The organism is Bradyrhizobium sp. USDA 4504, assembly GCF_054063995.1.
In genome coordinates this window covers 6903791-6928348 of record NZ_JBSSGV010000001.1, presented here as the reverse complement: position 1 = coordinate 6928348, position 24558 = coordinate 6903791, and the positions used below count along the sequence as shown (strand labels likewise).

Annotated in this window: 22 protein-coding genes; 12 read left to right on the top strand and 10 right to left on the bottom strand. The window is 64.9% G+C overall.

Annotated elements, in window-relative coordinates:
• Positions 1-17: 17 nt before the first annotated feature.
• Together ACVMB1_RS32430 and ACVMB1_RS32425 are read left to right on the top strand one after the other, a co-directional pair.
• Entirely contained in the window at positions 18-1019 is a 1002-nt protein-coding gene (locus ACVMB1_RS32430; protein ID WP_076834579.1) for a glycoside hydrolase family 3 N-terminal domain-containing protein, read from the top strand.
• A gap of 96 nt (positions 1020-1115) precedes the next feature.
• The gene (locus ACVMB1_RS32425; RefSeq protein WP_141342047.1) at positions 1116-1298 is read left to right on the top strand and encodes a hypothetical protein; all 183 of its coding nucleotides are present in this window, start codon (positions 1116-1118) and stop codon (positions 1296-1298) included.
• A 95-nt stretch (positions 1299-1393) separates the two neighbouring features.
• Here the strand turns inward: ACVMB1_RS32425 and ACVMB1_RS32420 are convergent, their stop codons facing one another.
• Positions 1394-1789: a hypothetical protein gene (locus ACVMB1_RS32420; RefSeq protein ID WP_371852191.1), complete on the bottom strand. Its 396-nt coding sequence runs from the start codon at positions 1787-1789 to the stop codon at positions 1394-1396.
• 600 nt (positions 1790-2389) lie between these two features.
• Between ACVMB1_RS32420 and ACVMB1_RS32415 the strand changes: the two genes are divergently transcribed.
• Entirely contained in the window at positions 2390-2992 is a 603-nt protein-coding gene (locus ACVMB1_RS32415) for a helix-turn-helix domain-containing protein (RefSeq protein WP_076834577.1), read from the top strand.
• A 135-nt stretch (positions 2993-3127) separates the two neighbouring features.
• Here ACVMB1_RS32415 and ACVMB1_RS32410 read toward each other — a convergent pair whose 3' ends face one another.
• The 3 genes from ACVMB1_RS32410 to ACVMB1_RS32400 form a co-directional block, all read right to left on the bottom strand.
• Positions 3128-3328 (bottom strand): hypothetical protein, encoded by a 201-nt coding sequence (locus ACVMB1_RS32410; protein WP_244559010.1) that lies wholly within the window; start codon positions 3326-3328, stop codon positions 3128-3130.
• A 204-nt stretch (positions 3329-3532) separates the two neighbouring features.
• Positions 3533-4252 (bottom strand): Crp/Fnr family transcriptional regulator, encoded by a 720-nt coding sequence (locus ACVMB1_RS32405; RefSeq protein WP_057020884.1) that lies wholly within the window; start codon positions 4250-4252, stop codon positions 3533-3535.
• A gap of 188 nt (positions 4253-4440) precedes the next feature.
• A complete protein-coding gene (locus ACVMB1_RS32400) occupies positions 4441-5178 on the bottom strand; it encodes a Crp/Fnr family transcriptional regulator (RefSeq protein ID WP_375166541.1) in 738 nt (245 codons plus the stop codon).
• A gap of 523 nt (positions 5179-5701) precedes the next feature.
• Here ACVMB1_RS32400 and ACVMB1_RS32395 point away from each other — a divergent pair.
• The 6 genes from ACVMB1_RS32395 to ACVMB1_RS32370 all read left to right on the top strand — a co-directional run bounded on the left by ACVMB1_RS32395 (position 5702) and on the right by ACVMB1_RS32370 (position 12470).
• Positions 5702-7225 (top strand): flagellin N-terminal helical domain-containing protein, encoded by a 1524-nt coding sequence (locus tag ACVMB1_RS32395; RefSeq protein ID WP_076834571.1) that lies wholly within the window; start codon positions 5702-5704, stop codon positions 7223-7225.
• A gap of 385 nt (positions 7226-7610) precedes the next feature.
• Positions 7611-10325, top strand: a complete 2715-nt coding sequence (locus ACVMB1_RS32390; RefSeq protein WP_253589452.1) for a hybrid sensor histidine kinase/response regulator — start codon at positions 7611-7613, stop codon at positions 10323-10325.
• 22 nt (positions 10326-10347) lie between these two features.
• A complete protein-coding gene (locus ACVMB1_RS32385; protein WP_253588546.1) occupies positions 10348-10821 on the top strand; it encodes a chemotaxis protein CheW in 474 nt (157 codons plus the stop codon).
• A 43-nt stretch (positions 10822-10864) separates the two neighbouring features.
• The gene (locus tag ACVMB1_RS32380; RefSeq protein WP_018269419.1) at positions 10865-11254 is read left to right on the top strand and encodes a response regulator; all 390 of its coding nucleotides are present in this window, start codon (positions 10865-10867) and stop codon (positions 11252-11254) included.
• A gap of 37 nt (positions 11255-11291) precedes the next feature.
• Positions 11292-12149 carry a CheR family methyltransferase gene (locus ACVMB1_RS32375; protein WP_076834729.1) on the top strand — a complete coding sequence of 286 codons (858 nt, stop codon included), beginning with the start codon at positions 11292-11294 and terminating at the stop codon, positions 12147-12149.
• A gap of 3 nt (positions 12150-12152) precedes the next feature.
• Positions 12153-12470 carry a pilus assembly protein PilZ gene (locus ACVMB1_RS32370; protein ID WP_076834731.1) on the top strand — a complete coding sequence of 106 codons (318 nt, stop codon included), beginning with the start codon at positions 12153-12155 and terminating at the stop codon, positions 12468-12470.
• A gap of 138 nt (positions 12471-12608) precedes the next feature.
• Here ACVMB1_RS32370 and ACVMB1_RS32365 read toward each other — a convergent pair whose 3' ends face one another.
• Positions 12609-12917 (bottom strand): hypothetical protein, encoded by a 309-nt coding sequence (locus tag ACVMB1_RS32365; RefSeq protein WP_456849668.1) that lies wholly within the window; start codon positions 12915-12917, stop codon positions 12609-12611.
• Positions 12918-13071: 154 nt separating this feature from the next.
• On the opposite strand from ACVMB1_RS32365, the gene ACVMB1_RS32360 reads away from it, so the two are divergent.
• From ACVMB1_RS32360 to ACVMB1_RS32350, 3 genes are all read left to right on the top strand, one after another.
• Positions 13072-13704, top strand: coding sequence for a response regulator transcription factor (locus ACVMB1_RS32360; RefSeq protein ID WP_018269422.1), 633 nt, complete (start codon positions 13072-13074; stop codon positions 13702-13704).
• A gap of 175 nt (positions 13705-13879) precedes the next feature.
• Positions 13880-15619 (top strand): L-arabinonate dehydratase, encoded by a 1740-nt coding sequence (gene araD / locus ACVMB1_RS32355; protein ID WP_076834748.1) that lies wholly within the window; start codon positions 13880-13882, stop codon positions 15617-15619.
• Between the two features lie 104 nt (positions 15620-15723).
• Positions 15724-16443: a ribonuclease activity regulator RraA gene (locus ACVMB1_RS32350; RefSeq protein ID WP_057021244.1), complete on the top strand. Its 720-nt coding sequence runs from the start codon at positions 15724-15726 to the stop codon at positions 16441-16443.
• Between the two features lie 224 nt (positions 16444-16667).
• Here the strand turns inward: ACVMB1_RS32350 and ACVMB1_RS32345 are convergent, their stop codons facing one another.
• The 5 genes from ACVMB1_RS32345 to ACVMB1_RS32325 form a co-directional block, all read right to left on the bottom strand.
• Positions 16668-18776 (bottom strand): S9 family peptidase, encoded by a 2109-nt coding sequence (locus ACVMB1_RS32345; protein WP_076834733.1) that lies wholly within the window; start codon positions 18774-18776, stop codon positions 16668-16670.
• A gap of 183 nt (positions 18777-18959) precedes the next feature.
• Positions 18960-20675, bottom strand: a complete 1716-nt coding sequence (locus ACVMB1_RS32340) for an ABC transporter permease (protein ID WP_076834734.1) — start codon at positions 20673-20675, stop codon at positions 18960-18962.
• A 215-nt stretch (positions 20676-20890) separates the two neighbouring features.
• The gene (locus ACVMB1_RS32335) at positions 20891-21955 is read right to left on the bottom strand and encodes a substrate-binding domain-containing protein (RefSeq protein ID WP_076834736.1); all 1065 of its coding nucleotides are present in this window, start codon (positions 21953-21955) and stop codon (positions 20891-20893) included.
• A 21-nt stretch (positions 21956-21976) separates the two neighbouring features.
• Complete coding sequence (locus ACVMB1_RS32330) at positions 21977-23029, bottom strand: ABC transporter ATP-binding protein (protein ID WP_244559012.1); 1053 nt, start codon at positions 23027-23029, stop codon at positions 21977-21979.
• A 319-nt stretch (positions 23030-23348) separates the two neighbouring features.
• Positions 23349-24533, bottom strand: coding sequence for a pyridoxal-phosphate-dependent aminotransferase family protein (locus ACVMB1_RS32325; protein ID WP_057021087.1), 1185 nt, complete (start codon positions 24531-24533; stop codon positions 23349-23351).
• Positions 24534-24558 lie beyond the last annotated feature (25 nt).

The window sequence follows — 24558 nt, the reverse complement described above, 5'->3', positions numbered from 1 at the left end:
AACTGAATCGAGCGGCCATGTCCGTCGGCGAACTCTTCATTCTCGGCTTTTACGGCAAGGTCGTTCCGCCCTGGCTGAAGGAATTTGCCGCGCAGTTCGGGCTCGGCGGGGTAATCCTGTTCGACTATTCCTGCCAGACCCGGCAGTATGACAACAACATCGCCTCGCCCGCGCAGGTGCAGTCGCTCTGCGCCGAGATCGCGGCGCTGCCGTCGCGGCCGCTGGTCTTCATCGACCAGGAGGGCGGCCTGGTGCGCCGGCTCAAGGACAGCTGCGGTTTTCAGCCGCTGCCGAGCGCGAAGGAGTTCAACCTGCTCGCGCGCGCGGAAAAGCAGACGGTGCTGGCCGCAAGCTACGGCGAGCTGCGCCGGCTCGGCATCCGCTACAATTTCGCGCCTGTCATCGACGTCGACTACAATCCCGACAATCCCAACATCGGCAGGATCAAGCGGTCCTATTCGCCCGATATCGGTGAGGTCGAGGCCAATGCCCGGCTGGTCGACGCTGCGGCGCGGCAGGCGGGAGTAGGCCTCTGCCTGAAGCATTTTCCGGGCATCGGCGGTGCAAGCGTCGATTCGCACCTGGAGTTCATGGACATTTCCGATGCGCTGCGTCCCGAGCAGGAGGAGCTGTTCTACGCGTTGGCGCCGCGCACCTATGGCGATGCGGTGCTGGTCAGCCACGCCATTGTCCGGCAGTGGGACGCGCAGCGTCCGATGACATTGTCATCGGCCGGGCTCGGCCGGCTTCGCCGTCGTCTGCCCGAGACGCTGCTGATCACCGACGACATGCAGATGCAGGGGCTGCAGAAGGCGCTCGGCACAAGCGCGGCCAGCCTGCAGTCGATCGCCGCCGGCATGGACATGATCTGCATCGGCAACAATCTGTTCGACCAGGAGCAGGGGATGGCCGGCATCGCCGCGGCGGTCGCGGGTGCGGTGCAGGATGGATCACTCGATCAGGCCGCGGTGCGGCGATCCATTGCGCGCGTGCAAAAGCGCAAGGCGCTGTTCGCCTGACGGCGTTGAACCAAATTTTGCGTCGGGCGACCACAAGGTGTGGAACCAAATTTCATTGCCGCGATTTAACAATGACGCTCATCGGGGCTGACAACCATGAAGATGCTCAAGCGTCTCTTCCGATTGACCTGGCTACGTCGGGCCGCACGCAAACCAGCCGATTTTCCGCCTGCCTCCATCGATCCTGACGAATTCAGCCGCCTGCTTTGCAGCGGGCGCGCCGAGGATTTGCGGATACTGGCAAAGCGATTGAGCCAGCGCTCGCGGGCCCACGCATAGGCGGTGGATCGGATCCAATCGCTAGCCTGGTCTTCGGCCAAAACCGGCAAGTCCGGCGCGCGGCCCTGACTCGGCATCGGTCTCGATGCGACCGGCTACTGCTTTGCTTTTTCATGATTGCCGATCCCGACCGCCTTGTAGTCGTAGGTCGGGTAGAACTCGGTGTGGTAGGCGCCCCAGGCGCTGTTCTCGATGACGCGGTTGACCTCGCGCAGCCGCGATGCCGGCAACCGCAGCGTCACCACCTGGCCGATCCCCATCATCACGTACCAGCTGACGACCTCGACACCCTCGGGCGGAAACGCCTTGTAGAAGCCCTGCCGCTCAAGCTGGGCATTGAGCTCACCGAGCGGTCGTGACTGATCATGCTTGAAGAAGATGGTGAGCATGACCGCGGTGTCGGGCGTCGGCGTTGCATCGCTGGTCGGCGGGGTCTGGGCCTGCGCGCCTGCGCTAAGCAGCAGTGCCGCGGCGAGCGCCGCAATCGTCATCAAGGAAATCCAGGATCCGTTCCGCCCTCGCTTCATGGCCGCGCCCTTATTGCTGATCGAGAGGCGGCGATCATCGCGACGCCTGCCGGGGCTGTAAATTGACATTCGCCTGATCCGGTGCCTGCCCGACGCTTCTCGGTTGATGTGAACCGTCTCATAGGTGCGCGCGCCCGCGTGCGGTATGCCGGGGCCATCCCGATGCCCAGAGGGATGATCGATGACGACCCGGCGAATGGCGTATTGGTGGTTCAGGTTCGTTCTTTCGGGGCGGTTCCTGCAGAAATTCCTTCGGCTCCGGCGCCCCTGAGGCGCCGGGCCGCGAATTCCGGCCTTTTTCAATCCGGAACCAGGGGGGCCGGAAATGGCTGCCCGAACCGTTGAAGGTCGATGCCCGGCGGAGAATCCCGCCGGTGGCAGCCTCGCCCATCCGTCCCGTAAGAATACTGTAATTCGACTCAAATATGCGAGGTTTGTTGCCAAATCAGCGGTAATCTGCACCTGCTTGGCAGGTCGGGGCCCGAGGTCACAGTTGCGTCACCCGTAGTTCTACGGAGTCCCGCGTTAACGCGGCCACAAGTTCACCTTTGGTAAACCATACTTATGACGCAACATGACAACCGAGCCGAGGCGCGCCTTCCGGCATGGACGGGTGGAACCGCGACGCTCGAGCCGCAGTCGCTTGACACTCAGGGACCCGCAGGGCCGCGGCCGCAGGCGGACGCCGGTGCCGCGATCGTCCGGCAGTTCAATGGGCCGGTGACGGCGCTGCTGCTCTATATGAACGAACTCAAGCAGCACAGTCAGCAATTCGCGCACGCGCCCGGCAACGGCGTCTATCTGCGGCAGGTGATCGAGAACGCGCTCGAGCAGACCGAGCGCGTGTCCGCGATGCTGAAGCAGATTTCCGACCTCTATCCCAATGCCGTCCCGGCCGCAGACCTCAAGCCGCCGGGCGACGACAAGCCGGCAGGCTCCCGGTCGCCGGATGTCGTGTTCGCACCGGAAGCCGGCCGCAAGCCATTGACCAAGCGCGAGCGTGAAGTGCTAAGCCTGATCAGCGACGGCTATTCCAACAAGCAGGGCGCGCTGCGGATGAACATCAGCCCGCGCACGTTCGAGAGCCATCGCGCCGAGGCGATGCGCAAGCTCGGGGCGCGCAACACCGCCGACCTCGTCCGCAAGGCCTTGCTGCATTCGGCATAGAGCGTTTTCAAGCGAAGTGGTTCGCGCAAAGAAGACGCGTCAAAACTGAAAACCAGAGCCCCGTTCCGATACCATCGGAATGGGGCTCTGAGCGGTGTTCGGTTCGTTAGGACCCGGTTCTCAGAAATCGTCTTTTCAGAAATCGTCTTCCGCGGCGAAGCACAGGCGCGGTGCGAGCCGCGCGGCCGTCGCGGATGCCTTCGGTTCATCCGGAACGATCGTGACCACCCATGCCGCGGTCGCGCCAGACCTGCTTTCGACGATCGCGCGCACGCGTCCCGTGACGATCGCGCCGGCCGACCGTATGGTGGCGGTCCGGCCGTTGAACTGGGCCATGCGGAAGCGCCGGGCTTCCTTCCGGTCGGTCGTCTGGTACGTGAACATCGGCTCCCCCGTGCGTCCACGTGAATGTGAGGAAACAGCGTTATCCGACGATGAAAATCGCACGCCGTAGAAGTACGGCTTGCACAGCGGTCAGAGCGCTTTTGAGCGAAGCGGGTGCCGGCTTGCGCGAAGAAGACGCGGCAAAAACAACAAACTCTAACGGCCGACTTCCTGACAATTCAGCAGTCCGGCATATTGCGCCTTGACCGCGGCGTAGCATTCGCACGCCGTCTTGATCAGCCCATCCGCGTTGGTGATCTCGATGTGCCCGCGGCTGTAGTGGATGAAATTGGCCTGTTGCAGGGTATGCGCGACCAGCGACACGCTGTTGCGGCGCGCGCCGATCATCTGCGCCATCGCCTCCTGCGTCAGGACGATCTTGTTGCTGCCGGAGAGATCGCGCGTGTGCAGCAGGCATCGCGCCAGCCGTGACTCCACGGTGTGCGCGGCGTTGCAGCCGGCGGTCTGCTGGATCTGGGCATAGACGGCGAGCCCGTGCCGGATCAATCTCGCGCGAAGCGTCGGGCTCTGGCCGGCAGCTGCGCGCAACGGCTCGAGTTCCACGGTCGAGGCGACGCCGGGCACCAGCACCGTGGCGTTGTTGAGGACAGGCCCTTCGACGAGCGGGGCGAATGCGCCATAGATGCTGTCGCGGCCGACCATCGCGACCTGCACGCGCTCGCCTCTAGCCAGCTTGACCACCAGCGAGATCACGCCCTTGTGCGGCATGTATGTCCGCTTGAGCATCTCGTCGGTCTCGACCAGGACCGAATCGGCCGCGAGGTCGACCGTCCGCAGATGCGGCCGAATCAATTCGAAATCGCTCGCCGAGAGCGACGCCAGGAATCCGTTGGGTGATCGAGGAACCGTTTCCAAAGCAACCTCCAGCCTGCCGGCAAAGCTTGTCTCTGGGCCCAGGGCTGACGTGCGGCTGGACGTCCTTGCAACCTATTCTGGCACGCCAGGGTTCCAATGGAAACATGTCTTGGTTCCAATAGGAATAGACCTATCGCCGCACATTCGGGTTGTCTGCTCGATCACAGTTGGGGCTGGCGGCGCGCCAGTCAGTCTTCCGGCCCGATCAATTGTTCGGCGTGCGCCTTGACCGTCGTATAGCATTCACACGCCGCCTTCCGCAGGCCGTCGATATCGGTGATCTCGATATGACCGCGGCTGTAACGCAGGATGCCGGCCTGCTGAAACCCATGTGCGACAATCGAAACCGCATTGCGCCGGACGCCGATCATCTGCGCCAGCATCTCCTGGGTTAGCGGCAACGCCTCGCTGCCGCACAGATCGCGTGCGCGCAGCAGCCATCGTGACAGCCGTGCCTCCACCGGATGCGAAACATTGCAGGCGACGGATTGTTGCGTCTGCGCCATCAGCGCCTGCTCATAGAGCGCGACCAGGGTCCGGAAATCCGCGCTGCGATTTGCTGCCTCGCGGAAATCCTCCGCCCGCATCATCGAGGCTGAGCCTGGCACCACGACAATCGCATCGGCAAGCAGCGGCCGCTCGTGCAGGGCGGCAGACGCGCCCACGACGCCGTCGCGACCGACGGTTGCAATCTCGACAGATTGCCCGTCGGACAGATTGATCATCATCGAGACCACGCCGCTATGCGGAAAATAAACCCGCTGCACCGGCGCGCCGGCATCGGCGAGCGCCGTTTCCTTGGTCAGGTCGACGGGTTCCAGGAGGGGATGAAGTTGCGCGTACTCCGTGGGGGGAAGTGCTTGCAACAGACGATTGGGCGGACGCGATACCGCGGACATTGCTGCTCCTGCCGAGGGCGGGAGCACTACGGTCTCGCATCACCTACTCTTGGCGTGTGGAAGGACTGCGAACATAGCTTGCCTGTCCAATTGCACAAGGGTTGTGGTGTTGAAACTATACCCTCTGGAGGGCAGACGGCGTGGCCGCCGCCGGGACCGGTGATCGACGTCGATCCGCGCGGCGCGAGATCCCAGCGCGACTTTATCTCTCATTTATTGATTTCCATTAACTCTGTTCCTCGCTGGACTTTGCATCGTGGTGACCTGCAACGCCGGCTATCGACGCGCCGGGCCTGCCGCGCCGGGATGTCGCAAGTCCTGCACATGCGCAGGAAATTCACGGCCATGACGTCGGTCCGGCGCCGACCGCGCGCTGCCGCGGCCAGCCATCGCGCCGGCCGCCCGTCGAATCACCGGCAAGGCCGTCCTGGGTATTTGTACGGACCAGCCCTTTAACGAACGGGTAGCGCGGACGGACCAGTGTGACGTGGGTCGCCGTGCGAAATTTACGGCGTCGCGTCAATCGTGTTCATCCAGAAGGGTATCCAGTATGTCCGGCATCGTTCTTTCGGCATCGGTCCGTCAAAACCTGCTTTCGCTGCAGTCGACCGCTGACCTGCTCGCCACCACGCAGAACCGCTTGTCCACCGGCAAGAAGGTCAACACTGCTCTCGACAATCCGACCAACTTCTTCACGGCGCAGTCGCTCGACAACCGCGCCAGCGACATCAACAACCTCCTGGACGGTATCGGCAACGGCGTGCAGGTGCTGCAGGCCGCCAACACCGGCATCACCTCGCTGCAGAAGCTCGTCGACAGCGCCAAGTCGGTCGCCAACCAGGCCCTGCAGGCCGCCGTCGGCTATTCCGCGAAGTCGTCGGTGACGACCGCCGCGATCCCCGGCGCGACCGCCGACAACCTGCTCGGCACCGCGACCCCGACCAATGCGACCCTCACCAGCACCGCCGCCTATACCGGCATCGACCTCACCGCGGCCGGCGCGAACCTGACGTTCCAGATCAACAGCCAGACTGTGACCTTGAACTCGGGCACGAACTACTCCGCCACCCAGGTTCGCGATGCGATCAACACGCAGGTCGGCGCCAGCGCCAAGGTCGCCGCCTCGATCGACGGCACCGGCAAGCTGGTCCTGACCAGCACCAACACCGCCGGCACCGGCGACACGCTCACCGTCGGTACGTTCAGCTCGGGCGACGCGACGCAGCTCGGCCTCCCGGCCGGTGCTACGGCAACCGCAACCGGCACGGCTGGCGCGAGCCCGCTGGACACCCTCACGCTGACCATCGGCGCAACCGGCAACGGCACCGCGACCAACATCACCTTCGGCACCGGTGCCGGCAAGGTGAAGTCCCTCAACGACCTGAACGCCGCGCTGGCGGCCAACAACCTGCAGGCCTCGCTCAGTGCGGCCGGTGCGCTCACCATCAGCACCACCAACGATGCCGCTTCGGCGACCATCGGCACGATTGGCGGCACGGCGGCCGGCGCCGGCAAGCTGTTCAACGGCCTTGCGGGCAGCGCTCCGGTGCAGGACCCGACTGCGCTGGCGAACCGCGCCAACCTGGTCAACCAGTACAACAACATCCTGGACCAGATCACCACGACCGCCCAGGACGCGTCGTACAACGGCATCAACCTGCTCAATGGCGATCAGCTCAAGCTGACCTTCAACGAGACGGGCTCCTCGACGCTGAAGATCCAGGGCGTGACCTTCGACGCCACCGGCCTCAACCTCACCAAGCTGACCGCCGGCACGGACTTCGTGGACAACGCTTCGGCCAACGCGACGCTGAAGACGCTGAACAGCGCGAGCGGCCTGCTGCGCACCCAGGCTTCGACCCTTGGTTCGAACCTGTCGATCGTGCAGATCCGCCAGGACTTCTCGAAGAACCTGATCAACGTGCTGCAGACCGGCTCGTCCAACCTGACGCTGGCAGACACCAACGAGGAAGCGGCCAACAGCCAGGCGCTGTCGACCCGCCAGTCGATCGCGGTGTCCGCGCTGGCGCTGGCCAACCAGTCGCAGCAGAGCGTGCTGCAGCTGCTCCGCTAAGCGTAGCGGCGACAGACATCGACTATCGGGGCGGCGGAGGAAACTCCGCCGCCTTTTCTTTGGCGCTTAGCCATCCCGCCGGCTTCAACCAATGAGCGATCGCGTTCGGATGCAGGCGGTCGTCATGTCGCGAACGTTTTGCTAGACTTAGCGGTCCTCAATTCCAATTAGTTCAAATTGCGATGACCGGTGGAACGGGCTCTTTCCCGTCCGGGTGGTAAGGCCTGTCCTTGTGAGACCGGCCGTGTTGTCGTGATGCGTCGTCGAACTGCAGAAGGGCTTCATCGTCCGTATTTGCACGGACGGCAAAATTAACGTCGCCGTGAAGCCGGCCAAGTTATCGATGCAAGGCGAGCGCTCCGTAGCACCTTGAGGGGACCTATCCATGGACGATCTGTTGCGCGAGTTCCTGACGGAGAGCAGCGAGAGCCTGGATACGGTCGACAACCAGCTGGTGCAGTTCGAGCAGGATCCGAACAACGCGAAGATCCTGGATAACATCTTCCGGCTGGTGCACACCATCAAGGGCACCTGCGGCTTCCTCGGGCTGCCGCGGCTCGAGGCGCTGGCGCATGCCGGCGAGACCTTGATGGGCAAATTCCGCGACGGCATGCCGGTGAAGGCGGAAGCCGTGACGCTGATCCTGTCCTCGATCGACCGCATCAAGGAGATCCTTGCAGGGCTCGAGGCGACCGAGGCCGAGCCCGAAGGCAATGACCGCGATCTGATCGATCAGCTGGAGGCGATGGTCGAGCACGGCATGGCGGCGATGGCGGTTGCCGCTGAAGAGGACGTGCCTGTCGTCGAAGCTCCGTCCGTGCAGGCTAACATGACCGAAGGCACGCTGGTGGTGCAGACGCTGGAGCGTCCGCTGCGTCCGGGCGAGGTCTCGCTCGACGAGCTCGAGCGCGCCTTCCGCGAGACCGAGACCGAAGTCGCCGCACCGGCGCCGGCCGCGAAGCCTGCCGCTGCGGCTCCCGCCACCGAGCCGGCCGAGGCTGTGAAGAAGCCGGCCCGCAAGGCGGCCGCTGAGGACGTCCAGGAAGGCGACAAGATCGCCAACCAGTCGATCCGGGTCAATGTCGACACCCTCGAACACCTCATGACCATGGTCTCCGAGCTGGTGCTGACCCGCAACCAGCTGCTGGAGATCTCTCGCCGCAACGAGGACACCGAGTTCAAGGTGCCCTTGCAGCGGCTCTCCAACGTCACCGCCGAGCTGCAGGAAGGCGTCATGAAGACGCGCATGCAGCCGATCGGCAATGCCTGGCAGAAGCTGCCGCGCATCGTCCGCGATCTCTCCGGCGAGCTCGGCAAGCAGATCGAGCTCGAGATGCACGGTGCCGACACCGAGCTCGACCGCCAGGTGCTCGACCTGATCAAGGATCCGCTGACGCACATGGTGCGCAACTCCGCCGATCACGGGCTCGAGACCACCGCCGAGCGGGTCGCCGCCGGCAAGCCGGAGCAGGGCACCATTCGCCTCTCCGCCTATCACGAGGGCGGCCACATCATCATCTGCATCGCCGACAATGGCCGCGGGCTCAACACCGAGCGGATCAAGGCCAAGGCGCTCCAAAACGGTCTCGTCACCGAGGCCGAGCTCGAGAAGATGACCGAGGCCCAGATCCACAAGTTCATCTTCGCGCCGGGCTTCTCGACCGCGGCCCAAGTCACCTCGGTGTCCGGCCGCGGCGTCGGCATGGACGTGGTGCGCACCAATATCGACCAGATCGGCGGCACCATCGACATCAAGAGCGTGGCCGGCGAGGGCGCCTCGGTCACCATCAAGATCCCGCTGACCTTGGCGATCGTCTCCGCTTTGATCGTGGAAGCCGGCGGCGACCGCTTTGCGATTCCTCAATTGTCTGTCGTCGAGCTGGTGCGGGCCCGCGCCAACTCCGAGCACCGCATCGAGCGGATCAAGGACACCGCAGTCTTGCGCCTGCGCAACAAGCTGCTGCCGCTGATCCACCTCAAGAAGCTCTTGAAGATCGACGACGGCGCGACGACTACGGATGCCGAGAATGGCTTCATCGTGGTCACTCAGGTGGGTAGCCAGACCTTCGGCATCGTGGTCGACGGCGTGTTCCACACCGAGGAGATCGTGGTCAAGCCGATGTCGACCAAGCTGCGGCACATCGACATGTTCTCCGGCAACACCATCCTTGGCGATGGCGCCGTCATCATGATCATCGACCCCAACGGGATTGCAAAAGCGCTCGGCGCGTCCGGCTCCTCGGCCCATGACCTCGCCGACGACAATGCGAACGCCCACGCCGCAAGCGGCGAGCAGCTGACCTCGCTGTTGGTGTTCCGCGCCGGCTCCTCGCAGCCCAAGGCGGTGCCGCTCGGCCTCGTCACTCGGCTGGAGGAGATCGCAACCGACAAGATCGAGCTCTCGAACGGCCGCTACATGGTGCAGTACCGCGAGCAGCTGATGCCGCTGGTGCAGATGGCCGGCGTCGAGGTGCAGTCGCAGGGCTCGCAGCCGATCCTGGTGTTCGCCGACGACGGCCGCTCGATGGGGCTCGTGGTCGACGAGATCATCGACATCGTCGAGGAGCGGCTCAACATCGAGGTCGCGGGTTCGCAGGACGGCATCCTCGGTTCGGCCGTGATCAAGGGCCAGGCCACCGAGGTGATCGACGTCGGCCACTTCCTGCCGATGGCGTTCGCCGACTGGTTCTCGCGCAAGGAGATGCGGCCGTCGGCCTCGGCGCAGTCGGTGCTGCTGGTCGATGACAGTGCCTTCTTCCGCAACATGCTGGCGCCGGTCTTGAAGGCCGCCGGCTACAAGGTCAGGACCGCGGGCGGCGCGCAGGAAGGGCTCGCCGCGCTGCGTTCGGGACAGAGCTTCGACGTCGTGCTGACCGACATCGAGATGCCCGAGATGAACGGCTTTGAGTTCGCCGAGAACATCCGCTCGGACCACAATCTGATCGGGCTGCCGATCATCGCGCTGTCGGCGATGGTGTCGCCGGCGGCGATCGAGCGCGGCCGGCAGGCCGGCTTCCACGACTATGTCGCCAAGTTTGATCGTCCCGGGCTGATCGCGGCGCTGAAAGAGCAGACCGCCGAACTGCGCCGCGCGGCCTGACACGGGATAAGGACAGGGATCGATGACCAGCAAGACCGAGACAAGCGAAGGCGCGATGGCCGAATACGTCACCGCCGTGATCGGCGGGCAGCTGTTCGGCCTGCCGATCTCGCGGGTGCAGGACGTGTTCATGCCGGAGCGGCTGACGCGGGTGCCGCTGGCCTCCAGCGAGATCGCCGGCGTGCTCAATCTGCGCGGACGTATCGTCACCGTGGTCGACATGCGCGCCCGGCTCGGGCTGCCGAAGGCCGACGACGGTAAGCCTCCGATGGCGGTCGGCGTCGACCAGCGCGGCGAATCCTACGGCCTGTTGATCGACCAGATCGGCGAGGTGCTGCGGCTCTCCGAAAACAGCCGCGAGGACAACCCGGTCAACCTCGATCCCCGCATGGCCAAGCTCGCCGGCGGCGTCCACCGCCTCGACGGCCAGCTCATGGTCGTCCTCGATATCGATCGCGTGCTCGAACTGGTGCCCAAAACAGCTGCTGCAGCGTAACACTCCACCGCGGAGACGGTGGATTCCACAGGGAGGCCAACACATGAAGACATGTCTCGTCGTCGACGATTCCGGCGTGGTGCGAAAGATCGCGCGCCGCATCCTGGAAGGAATGGAATTCACCGTCATCGAGGCCGAGGACGGCGCGGTCGCGCTCGAAGCCTGCAAGCGCGCGCTGCCGGATGCCGTGCTGCTCGACTGGAACATGCCGGTCATGGACGGTTTCGAATTCCTCGTGCAGCTCCGTCGCATGCCCGGCGGCGATCAGCCCAAGGTCGTGTTCTGCACCACCGAGAACGGCATCGACCACATCTCGCGGGCGCTGCATGCCGGCGCCAACGAATACATCATGAAGCCGTTCGACAAGGACATCGTGATCGCGAAATTCCAGGAAGTGGGCCTGCTGGCGCTCGACGCGTCGGCCGAAGCCTGACACCCAGTTTCACCATTCAGTCCCTTGTGAGGCTCCCGTGACGCCCCCCGACTACGAGTATCTGCGTAAGCTCCTGAAGGACCAGTCCGGTCTCGATCTGTCCGCGGACAAGCAATATCTGATCGAGAGCCGCCTGCTTCCGCTGGCGCGCAAAAGCGGCCTGTCCGGCATTCCCGACCTTGTCGCCAAGATCAAGGCGGGCTCGTCCACGCACACCGTCCAAGTGGTCGAGGCCATGACCACCAACGAGACGTTCTTCTTCCGCGACAAGGTGCCGTTCGAGCACTTCCGCGACACCATCATGCCGGAGGTGCTGAAGGCACGCGCCGCGCGCCGCAGCGTCCGGATCTGGTGCGCCGCCGGCTCGACCGGCCAGGAGCCCTATTCGCTGGCGATGTGCCTGAAGGAAATGGGCGCGGCGCTTGCCGGATGGCGCGTCGAGATCATCGCGACCGATCTGTCGCAGGAGGTACTGGAGAAGTCGAAGGCCGGCATCTACAGCCAGTTCGAGGTGCAGCGCGGGCTGCCGATCCAGATGCTGGTCAAGTACTTCAAGCAGTCGGGTGAGTTCTGGCAGGTCAATCCCGAGTTGCGCGCGATGGTCCAGCACCGCCAGCTCAATCTGCTGCACGATTTCTCCCAGCTCGGCACGTTCGACGTGATCTTCTGCCGCAACGTGCTGATCTATTTCGATCAGGACACCAAGATCAGCATCTTCAACCGTCTCGCCCGGTTGATGGAGGCCGACGGCTTCCTGGTGCTGGGCGCCGCCGAAACCGTGGTCGGCCTGACCGACACGTTCAAGCCGATTCCCGAGCGGCGCGGCCTGTACCGGCCGAGCGGGGTGCGGGCCGGGCTCGCCATGCCGAAGCCTGCCATGGCGGTCGGATATTGAGCGATGACCGAGGACGGCAAATCCATCGAGCGGGTCACCTTCAGCCGGGGCGTCGATGTCTGCATCATGGCCATCGACGGCACCTGGCGGCGCGACTGCCAGCTCAATGCCATCTCCGACACCGATGCCTCGCTGACCGTCGAAGGTTCCATTCAGGGGCTCAACCTGAAGGAGTTTTTCCTCCTGCTGTCCTCGACCGGCCTTGCCTATCGCCGTTGCGAACTGGTCCGCGTCAACGGCACCGAAATGGACGTCAGTTTCCTCAAGGGGAAGCCGAGCAAACGCCGATCGGCCGCGGACGAAGAGCGGGCCAGGGCCTGACGTCAAGAAGGCCTATCCGACCGGGCGGGCAAGGCCCGCGGCCAATCCGGACGATGCGTGGAACGGATCGTCGCCTGATGGGTTGGGCGTCGTCGGGACAATCGAGGTGATTGGGCCGAACCCGTCGGTGGCGGCGGGTCAGTTCAGCAGACGCGCTGCTGCCCCGGAATCGCACAGGCGGTCGAGCGTCGTGCCGAGGCCGGCATCGCATGTCTTCAGGGCGGTGGATGCTGTGAGATAGCGCGGGGTAACGTCGTCGAGAACGACGGTGTCGACGTCGGCCTGCCGCGCGGCCAGCACGGCCTCGCGCGCGATCGCCGCTTCGATCAGCCGCAGGCTCGCCTGGACATGGCCAATCAGCGTGACCAGGTCCGTCACGATCAGACCGTAGGGATCATGGCCCTCGTCCAAGCGCGCTGCAACGCGGTCCGACGCTGCATTTTCCATGCATGTTTCTCCACTGCCCCCCACTTTTAGGGAACGCGGTGCTACTTGTGCGTTAAGCGGACGTCCCGTACAAATACGGGTCCATTGATCGAGATGGTCGAGTTAGTTCTTGTGCGGTCAGGGCAGCACGCTTCACCACTGATGGACGATGCATATGGTTGAAAATGGCGCTCCGCGCGGGGAAATCTTTGTAGTCGACGACGATCCTGCCGTTCGCGAGACGCTTTCAGTGGTCCTGTCGACCGCTGGTTACAAGGTGATCTGCTTTGCGGACGGCGCGGCGTTGCTCGCGGTGGCGCGCAGCAGGACGCCAGCCTGCATCCTGCTCGACGTTCATATCCCCGGCAAATCCGGCCTCGATATCCTGAGAGAGCTGCATGGCGAGGATTATCCGGCGCCGATCTTCATGATCTCCGGTCAGGGTGACATCGCGATGGCGGTCAGTGCCATCAAGAACGGCGCGCTCGACTTCATCGAGAAGCCGTTCCGCGGCAACGAGATCGTGAGCCGTCTGAACGAGGCGATCGACGCCTACACCAGGCGCCAGGCCGAGACCTCCGCGTCGCGGATCGCCGCGCTGCACTTCCCGGGTCGCGAGCCGCTGACCCGCCGCGAGCGCGAGGTGCTCGAGCAGTTCACCGCGGGCGCCTCCAACAAGGAAGCCGGGCGCCATCTCGGGATCAGTCCGCGCACGATCGAGGATCACCGCGCCAACATCATGAAGAAGCTCGGCGCGCGCAACGCCGCCGATCTGGTCCGCATCGTGATGACGGCGCAGCAAAAATAACCTAGGGCCGGTTTACGTTCCGATTGCCACATTGCGGAGCGTGTGCGGCGCACGTTCAGCGAACGGCACGTCTGCGCCGGGGGCGGGACGACATGTCAGAAAATCGAGTATATGCCTGACACAGGGCAAGCGCGCCGGAACCGCGCGCGTGCGAGCAATGTCGAGACCCATGGCGATGACGAAGAAGAACAAGACCCCGGATCAATTGCGCAGCGCGCGCTGGTTTGCGCCCGATGATTTGCGCGCCTTCGGCCACAGGTCGCGGGCAATGCAGATGGGTTACGCGCCGGAGGAGTGGCGCGACCGCCCGGTGATCGCGATCATCAACACCTGGTCGGATGCGCAGCCCTGCCACATGCATTTCAAGAGCCGGGTCGACGACGTCAAGCGCGGCGTGCTGATGGCCGGCGGTTTTCCGCTCGAGCTGCCGGCGCTGTCGCTGTCGGAATCGCTGTTGAAGCCGACCACGATGCTCTACCGCAACATGCTGGCGATGGACGCCGAGGAACTGCTGCGCGGCCATCCGGTCGACGGCGTGGTACTGATGGGCGGCTGCGACAAGACCACGCCCGGCCTGCTGCTCGGGGCCACCAGCATGAACCTGCCGGCGATCTACCTGCCTGCCGGACCGATGCTGCGCGGCAACTGGAAGGGCCGCACGCTGGGCTCCGGCTCGGACGCCTGGAAATACTGGGACGAGCGCCGCGCCGGCAAGATCTCCGACAGGGACTGGGTCGACATGGAGGCCGGCATCGCCCGAAGCTACGGCACCTGCATGACCATGGGCACGGCCTCGACGATGACCGCGATCGCGGAGGCCATCGGCATGACGCTGCCGGGCGCCTCGTCGATCCCCGCGGCCGACGCCAACCACATCCGCATGAGCTCGGAGGCCGGCCGCCGCATCGTCGAGATGGTGTGGGAGGATCTCACGCCGCAGAAGATCCAGACCCGCAAGGCCTTTGAGAACGCGATCACGGTCGCGATGGCGATGGGCTGTTCGACCAACGCCATTATTCACCTGATCGCGCAGGCGCGCCGCGCCGGCCAGGACATTTCGCTGGACGATTTCGAGAAAGCGAGCCGCAAGGTGCCTGTGATCGCCAATGTGCGGCCGAGCGGCGACCTCTATCTGATGGAGGATTTCTTCTATGCCGGCGGGCTGCCCGGCCTGATGAACCGCATCAAGCCGCATCTGCATCTCGACTGCATGACCGTGTCAGGCAGGACGCTCGGCGAGAACATCGATGGCGCCGAGGTGCACAATGACGACGTCATCCGCACCGTCGACAACCCGATCTACAAGGAGGGCGCGCTCGCGGTGTTGAAGGGGAATCTCGCGCCCGACGGCTGCGTCATCAAGCCAAGCGCCTGCGATCCGCGTTTCCTCAAGCACACCGGGCCTGCGCTGGTGTTCGACGACTATCCGTCGATGAAGAAGGCGGTCGATGATCCCGATCTCGACGTCACGGCCGATCACGTGCTGATCCTGCGCAATGCCGGTCCGCAGGGCGGGCCGGGCATGCCGGAATGGGGCATGCTGCCGATCCCGACCAAGCTGGTGAAGCAGGGCGTGCGCGACATGGTGCGGCTGTCGGACGCGCGGATGAGCGGCACCAGCTACGGCGCCTGCATCCTGCACGTCTCGCCGGAATCCTATATCGGCGGCCCGCTGGCGCTGGTGAGGAACGGCGACCGCATCACGCTCGACGTCGCCGCGCGCACCATCAATCTCGATGTGCCGGAGGCGGAGCTGGCCAGGCGCCGCGCCGAATGGAAACAGCCCGAACAGCGCTTCGAGCGCGGCTATGGCTGGATGTTCTCGAAGCACATCAAGCAGGCCAATGAGGGCTGCGACTTCGATTTCCTCGAGACCGGCTTTGGCAAGCCGGTCGGCGAGCCGTCGATTTATTGATCACTGTCGTTCCGGGGCGATGCGCAGCATCGAACCCGGAACCTCGAGATTCCGGGTTCGGTCGCTGTAGCGCCCGCCCCGGAATGACAATCGGAAAAATCATCATGTCAAAACTCAGCGACACCACCCGCAACAAGCTGAAATCCGTCTCCACCGCGACGGTCGCGACCGCGCTGTTCAAGCGCGGTTTCCGCATCCAGATGATCCAGGATGTTCATCCCCTGGGCCCGGATCAGCCGACCATGGTCGGCGAGGCCTTCACGCTGCGCTACATGCCGGCGCGCGAGGACCTCAACAAGATCGAGGTGTTCCGCGATCGCGCGCATCCGCAGCGCAAGGCGATCGAGGAGTGCCCCGTGGGCGCGGTGCTGGTGATGGACAGCCGCAAGGATGCGCGCGCCGCGTCGGCCGGCGCGATCCTGGTGACGCGGCTGATGAAGCGTGGCTGCGCCGGCGTTGTCACCGACGGCGGCTTCCGGGATTCGGCCGAGATCGCGCGGCTCGGCTTCCCGGCCTTTCATCATCGCCCGAGCGCGCCGACCAACCTCACGCTGCACCAGGCAATCGAGATCAACGTGCCGATCGGCTGCGGCGATGCGCCGGTGTTTCCCGGCGACGTCGTCCTTGGCGACAGCGACGGCGTCATCGTGATCCCGGCGCATCTCGCCGACGAGATCGCCGACGAGACCTTCGAGATGACCGCGTTCGAGGATTTCGTCACCGAGCAGGTCCAGAACGGTCGCGGCATCTTCGGGCTCTATCCTGCGACCGACGAACAGACGCTGAAGGATTTCGCGACGTGGCGGAAGGCGAAGGGGCGGTAGCGCCTCACTCTCCGCCGTCGTCCTTGATAAGCGATCGCCATACATCCCGCCGTCGTCCCGGCGAAAGCAGGGACCCATAACCACAGGGAGGAGTTTGGCGAAGACTGGCAGTTGCGTTGTGTGCCGTGGTACTGTGACTGCCTTGCTCGATAGATCACGCGGTATGGGTCCCGGCCTTCGCCGGGACGACGATGGGGAGGGGACCGCGCAAGCCAACCGGCACCCTACACCTCAGCCTTGTCAGCCATCCCGACCGCCCACAGCGCGAACGCGTAGACGATCGCGACCTCGTCGAGGCGGTTGAAGCGGCCGGACGCGCCGCCGTGGCCGGCGCCCATGTTGGTGCGCAGCAGCACCGGGCCGCCGCCGCGCATGGTGGCGCGCAGCCGCGCGATCCATTTCGCCGGCTCCCAATAGGTGACGCGCGGATCGGTGAGCCCGCCCATCGCCAGGATCGCCGGATAGTCCTTGGCCGCGACATTGTCGTAGGGCGAATAGGACAGGATGGTGCGGAAATCCTTCTCGCTCTCGATCGGATTGCCCCATTCCGGCCATTCCGGCGGCGTCAGCGGCAGCGTGTCGTCGAGCATGGTGTTGAGCACATCGACGAATGGCACTTCGGCGACGATACCGGCGAACAGCTCGCCGGCGCGGTTGGCGACCGCGCCCATCAGCATGCCGCCCGCCGAGCCGCCATGGCCGACGATGCGCTTCTCACCGGTATATTTCGCCTCGATCAGCGCCCGCCCGGCGGCGGCGAAATCGTCGAACGTGTTGGTCTTCTTCTCGCGCTTGCCGTCGAGATACCAGCCCCAGCCCTTGTCGGCGCCGCCGCGGATATGCGCAATCGCATACACAAAGCCGCGGTCGACCAGCGACAGCCGGTTGGCGGCAAACGACGCCGGCATCGCCATGCCGTAGGAGCCGTAGCCATACAGCAAAAGCGGCGCCTTGCCGTCACGAACGAAATCCTTGCGATGCAGGATCGAGACCGGCACTTGCGCGCCGTCATGCGAGGTCGCCATGATGCGCGTGGTGACGTAGTTGGCCGGGTTGTGGCCGGACGGAATCTCCTGGCGCTTGCGTAAGCTCCGCGTCCGCGTCGCCATGTCGTAGTCATAGACTTCCGACGGCGTCGTCATCGACGAATAGGCAAACCGCAGGTTGGTGGTGTCGAACTCGTAGCCGCCCATGGTGTCAAGCGAATAGGCCGCCTCGTCGAAGGCGATCGCGTGCTCTTCGCCGCTGTTGAGGTCGCGGATGATAATCGCCGGCAGCGCATTGGCACGCTCCAGCCGCACCATGTGGCCGGCATAGAGCTCGACGTCGAGCACATAGACGCCTTCGCGATACGGGATCAGGTCGCGCCAGTTGCTGCGCTCGGGTGCGGTGAGCGGCGCGGTGACGACCTTGAAGTCGATGGCGTCGTCGGCGTTGGTGAGGATGAACAGCTCGTCGCCGCGGTCGGCGATCGAATATTGTACGCCTTCCTCGCGTGCCGCGACCAGCCGCGGCGGCGCGTCGGGACTGGAGAGATCGATCAGCCGCTGTTCCGAGGTCTCATGGTCGCCGCCCGCGATCACGCAGAAGCGGCCGCTCGCGCTCTCGTGCAGGTGGGTGAACCATCCGGAATCCTGCTCCTCATAGATCAGCGTGTCGTCGGCCTGTTTGGTGCCGAGCTTGTGCCGCCACACCTGCATCGGCCGGTGATTGTCGTCGAGCTTGACGTAGAAGAAGCTTTTGGAATCCGCGGCCCAGACCACGCCGCCGTCGGTCTCCTCGACGAGGTCGTCGAGATCGCCGCCGGTGGCCCAGTCGCGCACCCGGATCGAGAAATATTCGGAGCCCTTGGTGTCGGCGCTCCAGGCGTGCAGGCGGTGATCGTTGGAATGCCGGCTGCCGCCGAACTTGAAATATTTGTGGTCCTTCGCCAGCGCGTCGCCGTCGAGCACGACATGGGCGTCGCCGCCGTCGCGCGGCGTGCGGCAGTACAGCTCGTGCTGGCCGCCCTCGCGGAACTTGCGGAAATAGGCGAACGGGCCGTCCGGCGACGGCACGCTGGAATCGTCCTCCTTGATCCGCCCGCGCATCTCCTTGACCAGCCGCTTCTGCAACACGTCGGTATGGCCGAGCAGGCTCTCGGTGTAACCGTTCTCGGCTTCGAGATAGGCCCGGATGTCGGGATCGAGGATCGAGGGATCGCGCAGCACCTCCTGCCATTTCGGATCCTTGATCCACGCATAGTCGTCGGTCACCGTGATGCCGTGGGTGGTGAAGGAATGCGGCCGGCGCGGCGCGACCGGGGGCGATGTTGTGGTGGCGGATTTGGTCACACGATCCTCATGGTGCGGGGTTCCGCTCTATATCGGGATGAATGTGGCGATTGCCAGATGGGGCGGGCATCCTTGGTTGCTTCGTCATTGCGAGCGAAGCGAAGCAATCCATCGTTCCCCGAAGGGATAGAATGGATTGCTTCGTCGCTTCGCTCCTCGCAATGACGACGTGGTTAGGGCGAGCTACCCGTTCCGCAGCCGCGCGCCGGCATTGCCGCCGGACATCGGAATCCGGTTCACTGCCAGCACCACGGCGAAGGTGATCACCAGCATCGCGATGCCGAGCACCGCGATCGCGGCGAGGTCGCCGCCTTCGTTGAGGTCGTAGATCAGGACCGACAGCACCTTGGTCTGCGAGGTGAACAGCACGATCGCCGCCGACAGTTCCCGCATCACGCCGATGAAGATGAAGCACCAGGTCGCGATCACGCCGGTGCGCAGCAAGGGCGCGGTGATCTGGCGCAGCGCCTGCAACCGGGTCGCGCCGAGAATGCGGCTTGCCTCCTCGAGCTCGGGATGGATGGTCGCGAACGCCGCCTGCAATTGCTGATAGGCGGACGGCAAATTGATGGTGAGGAACGCCAGCAGCAGGATCCACAGCGTGCCGTAGAGCACGAAGGGCGGCCGCGTGTAGCTCAGGAACAGGCCGACGCCGAGCACGATGCCGGGGACCGCGACCGGCGCGGTGGCGAGGAAGCCGAGCACGCGGTGGCCCGCGATCACCTTGCGCGTCGTGACATAGGCGATGACGAGCGCGAGGATGGTGCCGATGGTCGCGGTCGCGGTGCCGAGGATCACGGTGTTCTTGAGCGCGAGCTGGGTCGACGACAGCTCGGTGAACACGAAGACGATGTTGTGCAGCGTCGCCGTCGATGGCGTCACCAGCGTGGTCGCGTTCGGCGAGAACGCGGCGTTGAGCAGCGCGAGGTAAGGCAGGAACACCGGGTTGAGCAGCACCAGGAGGCAGAAGCCGAGCGCGGCCCAGCGCCAGCCGCGCAATTCGACCCGGCGCGGCGCGCCATATTTGCCGCCGATCACCGAATAGCCGCGGCGGCCGAGCAGCGCCTTCTGGCCCTGCAGCAGCAGGATGGTCAGCACTAGCAGCGGCACCGCGGCGGCGGCCGCGAGCTCGAGCTTCGGCGGATACTGGAACAGGCTCCAGATCTTGGTCGTCATGGTGTGGAAGCCGGCCGGCAGCGCCAGGATCGCGGGCGAGCCGAACAGCGTCATCGCCTGCAGGAACGCGATCAGGGCGCCCGCGACCAGCGCGGGCAGCGCGAGCGGGATCGTCACCCGCCGCGCAGTGGTCCAGGCATTGCCGCCGAGGATCGCGGAGGCGTCCTCGAGCTCGCCCGGCATGGTGTCGAGCGCATTGGCCACCAGCACGAACACGAACGGGAACGTGTAGCAGGAGATCACGAAGATGATCCCGGTCATCGAATAGATGTTGAACAGCGCGTCGGCGTCCTCGCCGGCGAACAGCCGGTAGAGCTGGTTCAGCAGCCCGGAATTCGGCGCCGCCAGCAGTTCCCAGGCGACCGCGCCGAGAAATGGCGGCGTCACGAACGAGGCCGTGACCAGTGCGCGGATGGTCTGCCGCCCCGGCATGTCGGTGCGCGACACCAGCCAGCTGATCGGCGCCGCGACGATGCAGCAGATCAGCGCCGACGTGGTCGCGATGATCGCGGTCGTCAGCAGCGGATCGAGGAAATCCGGATTGCTGAACAGCGTGACGAAGTTTTGCAGCGTCGGATACCGGCTCTTGTCGGTGAAGGCAAACACCGCGAGCCACGACAGCGGCAGCAGGATCAGCAGGATGAGCAGCGCCGCGAACAGCCACATCACGGGGCGTGTCCAGTCGATGCGGGGCTTTGCGGCGGGGGAGGCGGTTGTTGTCATGTTGGCACGCTGCAAGCTGTTTCGACTCCCTCGCCCCGCTCTTGCGGGGTCGAGACAAGCGAAGCTTGCTCTTGGAGGGGTGGGGTGAGGGGCTGCCTCCGCAGACACCGAATGCGCGGAGAGTCCCCCTCACCCGCCGCGCATCTTGCGATGCGCGTCGGCCTCTCCCCGCAAGCGGGGCGAGGCAAGGAAGTGTGCACCGCGCCCTTCATCGCTCAAACCCTGAACAAGCGCGCATAGCGGGTCTTGATCTCTTCGGTCATCGCCTCCACCCCCGCCGGGTCCTCTTTCATCAGCTTGATGTCGGAAAGCTTGCGCCGGCCGGCCTTCGGCTGCACCTGGGCGTGCAGCGAATATTGGCCGGTGAAGTCGACGAAGAATTGCTGGGTCGCGCGGCTGTGCAGCCAGGCCTGGAACAGCTTTGCGGCGTTCGGATGCGGCGCGCCGGCGAAGATGCCTGTGGGACCCGAGATCGTCGGCGTGCCCTCGGTCGGATAGACCGGCTCGACCGGTTGCCCGGCTTCCTTCAAGAGCACGATGCCATACTCATTGCCGTCGGCCATCACGGCGCGCTCGCCGAGCGAGAGCTTCTTCGGCGGGTCGGTCGAGGACTGCACCTGCATCACGCGCTGTTTTGCGAGCTTTTCGAGGTAAGGCCAGCCGAGCTCGCGCACGATCTGGAATGTGGTGGTCATGATGGTGCCGCTATAGGCAGGATGGCCCTTCACCATCTTGCCCACCCATTTCGGGTCGAGCAGGTCGGCAAAGCTCTTCGGCGCGTCCTCCGCCTTCACCAGATTGGTGTTGTAGGCGATCGACGACAGCCACAGCCGCGTGGTCACGGCCATGCCGTCGGGGTCGCGGTAATTGTCGGGAAAATGCTTCGCGACGTCCTCGGGCACGAACGGCATCAGCCAGCCGCTCTTCTTCCAGGGGATGAAATGCGAGGCATCGGCGCTGTTGACGACGTCGGCGGCGTGGATGTTGGAATCGAATTCCTGCGCCACGCGCTGAAACAGCCGCTCCGAGCCGGAACGCTCGATCTGCACGGTGATGCCGGGATAGGCGGCCTCGAACGCCTTGCCGAGCTTTTCGCCGACCGGCAGGTCCATCGACGAATAGAACACGAGCTTGCCTTCCTTGGTCGCGGCGGCGACGAGATCGGGCGTGATTGCGACCGGCTCGGGCGCGGCGGCGCGTGCCGGTGACGCGAACACCGTGCCGACCGCAAGCGCCGCAGAGCCTTTCAGGACATCGCGTCTGGAAATCGGCTTCCGCATCGCTCGCTCCGTTTCTTGTTGTTATCGGCTGAGCGCCCGGCAGCGCGCGGGCGGCAGGGTCAGCCAGACCTCGCTGCCCTTCTCGACTGCGGTTTCGGTCGGCGTGGTCACCCGCAGCGATGTGCCGTCAGCGGTCTCCAGCATGTAGTCGCGATTCATGCCGAGATAGACCTGCCGCGTCACGATGGCTTTGAGCGTGTTCTGCGCTGCCGCGGGCGGTTGCGTCGCGAACTGGATCTCGTGCTGGCGGATCGCGACCGGCGCACTCTGGCCGGTCGTCAGCGTGGCGCCGACCACCTCGAGCGTTGCGCCGGCGAACTCCACATGGTTCGCATCGCGCGCGGTGCCCTTGATCACGTTGGCGGCGCCGATGAAGCGCGCGACGAATTCCGATTCCGGCCGCGCATAGATGTCCTCAGGGCTGCCGAGCTGGTCGATCTTGCCGGCATTCATCACCGCGATCAGGTCGGCGGTCGTCATCGCCTCGGACTGGTCGTGGGTGACGTAGACGGTGGTGTAGCGATATTCGTCGTGCAGGCGGCGGATCTCGAATCGCATCTCCTCGCGCAGATTGGCGTCGAGATTCGACAGCGGCTCGTCGAGCAGCAGCGTCTCGGGGCCGACGATCAGCGCGCGCGCCAGCGCGACGCGTTGCTGCTGGCCGCCGGAGAGCTCGCCCGGATAGCGCTGCGCCAGTGGTTCCAGCTTGGTGGTGGCCAGGATCGCGGCGAGCTTCTTGGCGATGGTGTCGCGATCCATTTTGCGCAAGCGCAGGCCGTAGACGATGTTCTCCGCCACCGTCATATGCGGCCACAGCGCGTAGCTCTGGAAGATCATCGACATGTTGCGCTGCTCGGGCGGCAGCGTGCGCGCCTTCGATGACACCACGCGCTCGCCGACGCGGATCTCGCCGTCGGATGGTTCGAGGAACCCGGCGATCAGCCGCAGAGTGGTGGTCTTGCCGCAGCCGGACGGCCCGAGCAGGCAGACCAGCTGGCCATGATCGATCGTGAGCGAAACATCATCAACCGCGACAAACGATCCAAACCGCTTGACCAGGCCGCGCAATTCCACCGATGCCAAGCGGTCCCTCCATTTTGTTGTGTCGCAGGGATCCGTGCCCGGCTGTTGCCGGCAGTAAAGCGGAAAATGATGACGACGAAAAGTGCTCGTGCCCCGTCAAAAAGTCGTGGCACCTCTTCGTTGCGTTATTCCCCGACCACTCTTCCGTCATCCTGAGGTGCGAGCGGAGCGAGCCTCGAAGGATCGACGGCCCGGCTACTTCCGCGCACTCCGATTCGATCACGGCGGGAGCGCGGCCGTCGATCCTTCGAGACGCCCGACTTTGGCGGGCTCCTCAGGATGACGGGTTAAAGCCTCAGACCGGCTCAAGCTACGCCTTCACGTTCTCGCCGAGCCACTGGATGGCGGCGTCGGCGCCTGCCTTGCCGTGCGGGATGTTCAGCGCTGTCAGCGCGACCTCGACGACGCCGAGGGTGCCGAGAATCATCGGGGCGTTGACGTGGCCCATATGCGCGATGCGGAAGGCCTGGCCCTGCAAATCGCCGATGCCGGTGCCGAGCACGACGCCGCATTTCTCCTTGGCGTAGCGCTGGATCGCGGCGGGGTCGGCGCCCTTCACGGTCACCGTCGTCACGGTGTTGGAACGCTCGGCGGGCTCGGCGATGTTGAAGCCGAGCACCTGTCCTTCACCCCAGACCGCGACCGCGCGGCGCACCGCTTCGCCGAGCAGGCGATGCCGCTCAAAGGCATTCTCCAGGCCTTCGGCGTGCAGCATGTTGATCGCCTCGCGCAAAGCGAACAAGAGATGCACCGGCGCGGTGCCGGCATATTTGCGGTAGTGCTCCGAGCCCTCGCGCTCGGTCCAGTCCCAATAGGGCGTGCGCAGATCGGCCTTCTTGTGGGCGTCCCAGGCGCGGTCATTGGCGGCGACGAAGCCGAGGCCGGGCGGCGTCATCAGGCCCTTCTGCGAGCCACTCATCGCGACGTCGACATACCATTTGTCCATCTCGAACGGCATGCAGCCGAGCGAGGCCACGGTGTCGACCATGTACAATGCGGGATGGCCGGCGGCCTTGATCGCCTTGCCGATTGCCTCGATGTCGTTATAGGCGCCGGACGCGGTGTCGACCTGTACCACCAGGATCGCCTTGATCGTGTGCTCCTTGTCGCGCCGCAGCCGCGCCTCGACCTCGGCCGGACGGATCGCGCGGCGCCAGTCGCCCTTCAGCACCTCGACCTCGGCGCCCATCGCGGCCGCAGCCTGGCCCCACCCGATCGCGAAGCGCCCGCTCTCCAGCACCAGCACCTTGTCGCCGCGCGACAGCACGTTGGAGAGCGTCGCCTCCCACGCGCCGTGGCCGTTGGAGATGTAGATGTAGGACTTGCCCTGGGTGGCGAACAGCCTCGAGAGGTCGCGCAGCAGGCTCTCAGTCAGTTCGACCATCTCGTTGGAGTAGATGTCGAGCGCCGGGCGGTGCATTGCCTGCAGCACCTGATCAGGCATCGTGGTGGGCCCGGGGATGGCCAGAAATTCCCGGCCCGCGCGAACGGTCATCGTCCTGTTCCTTTTGGATAAAGCG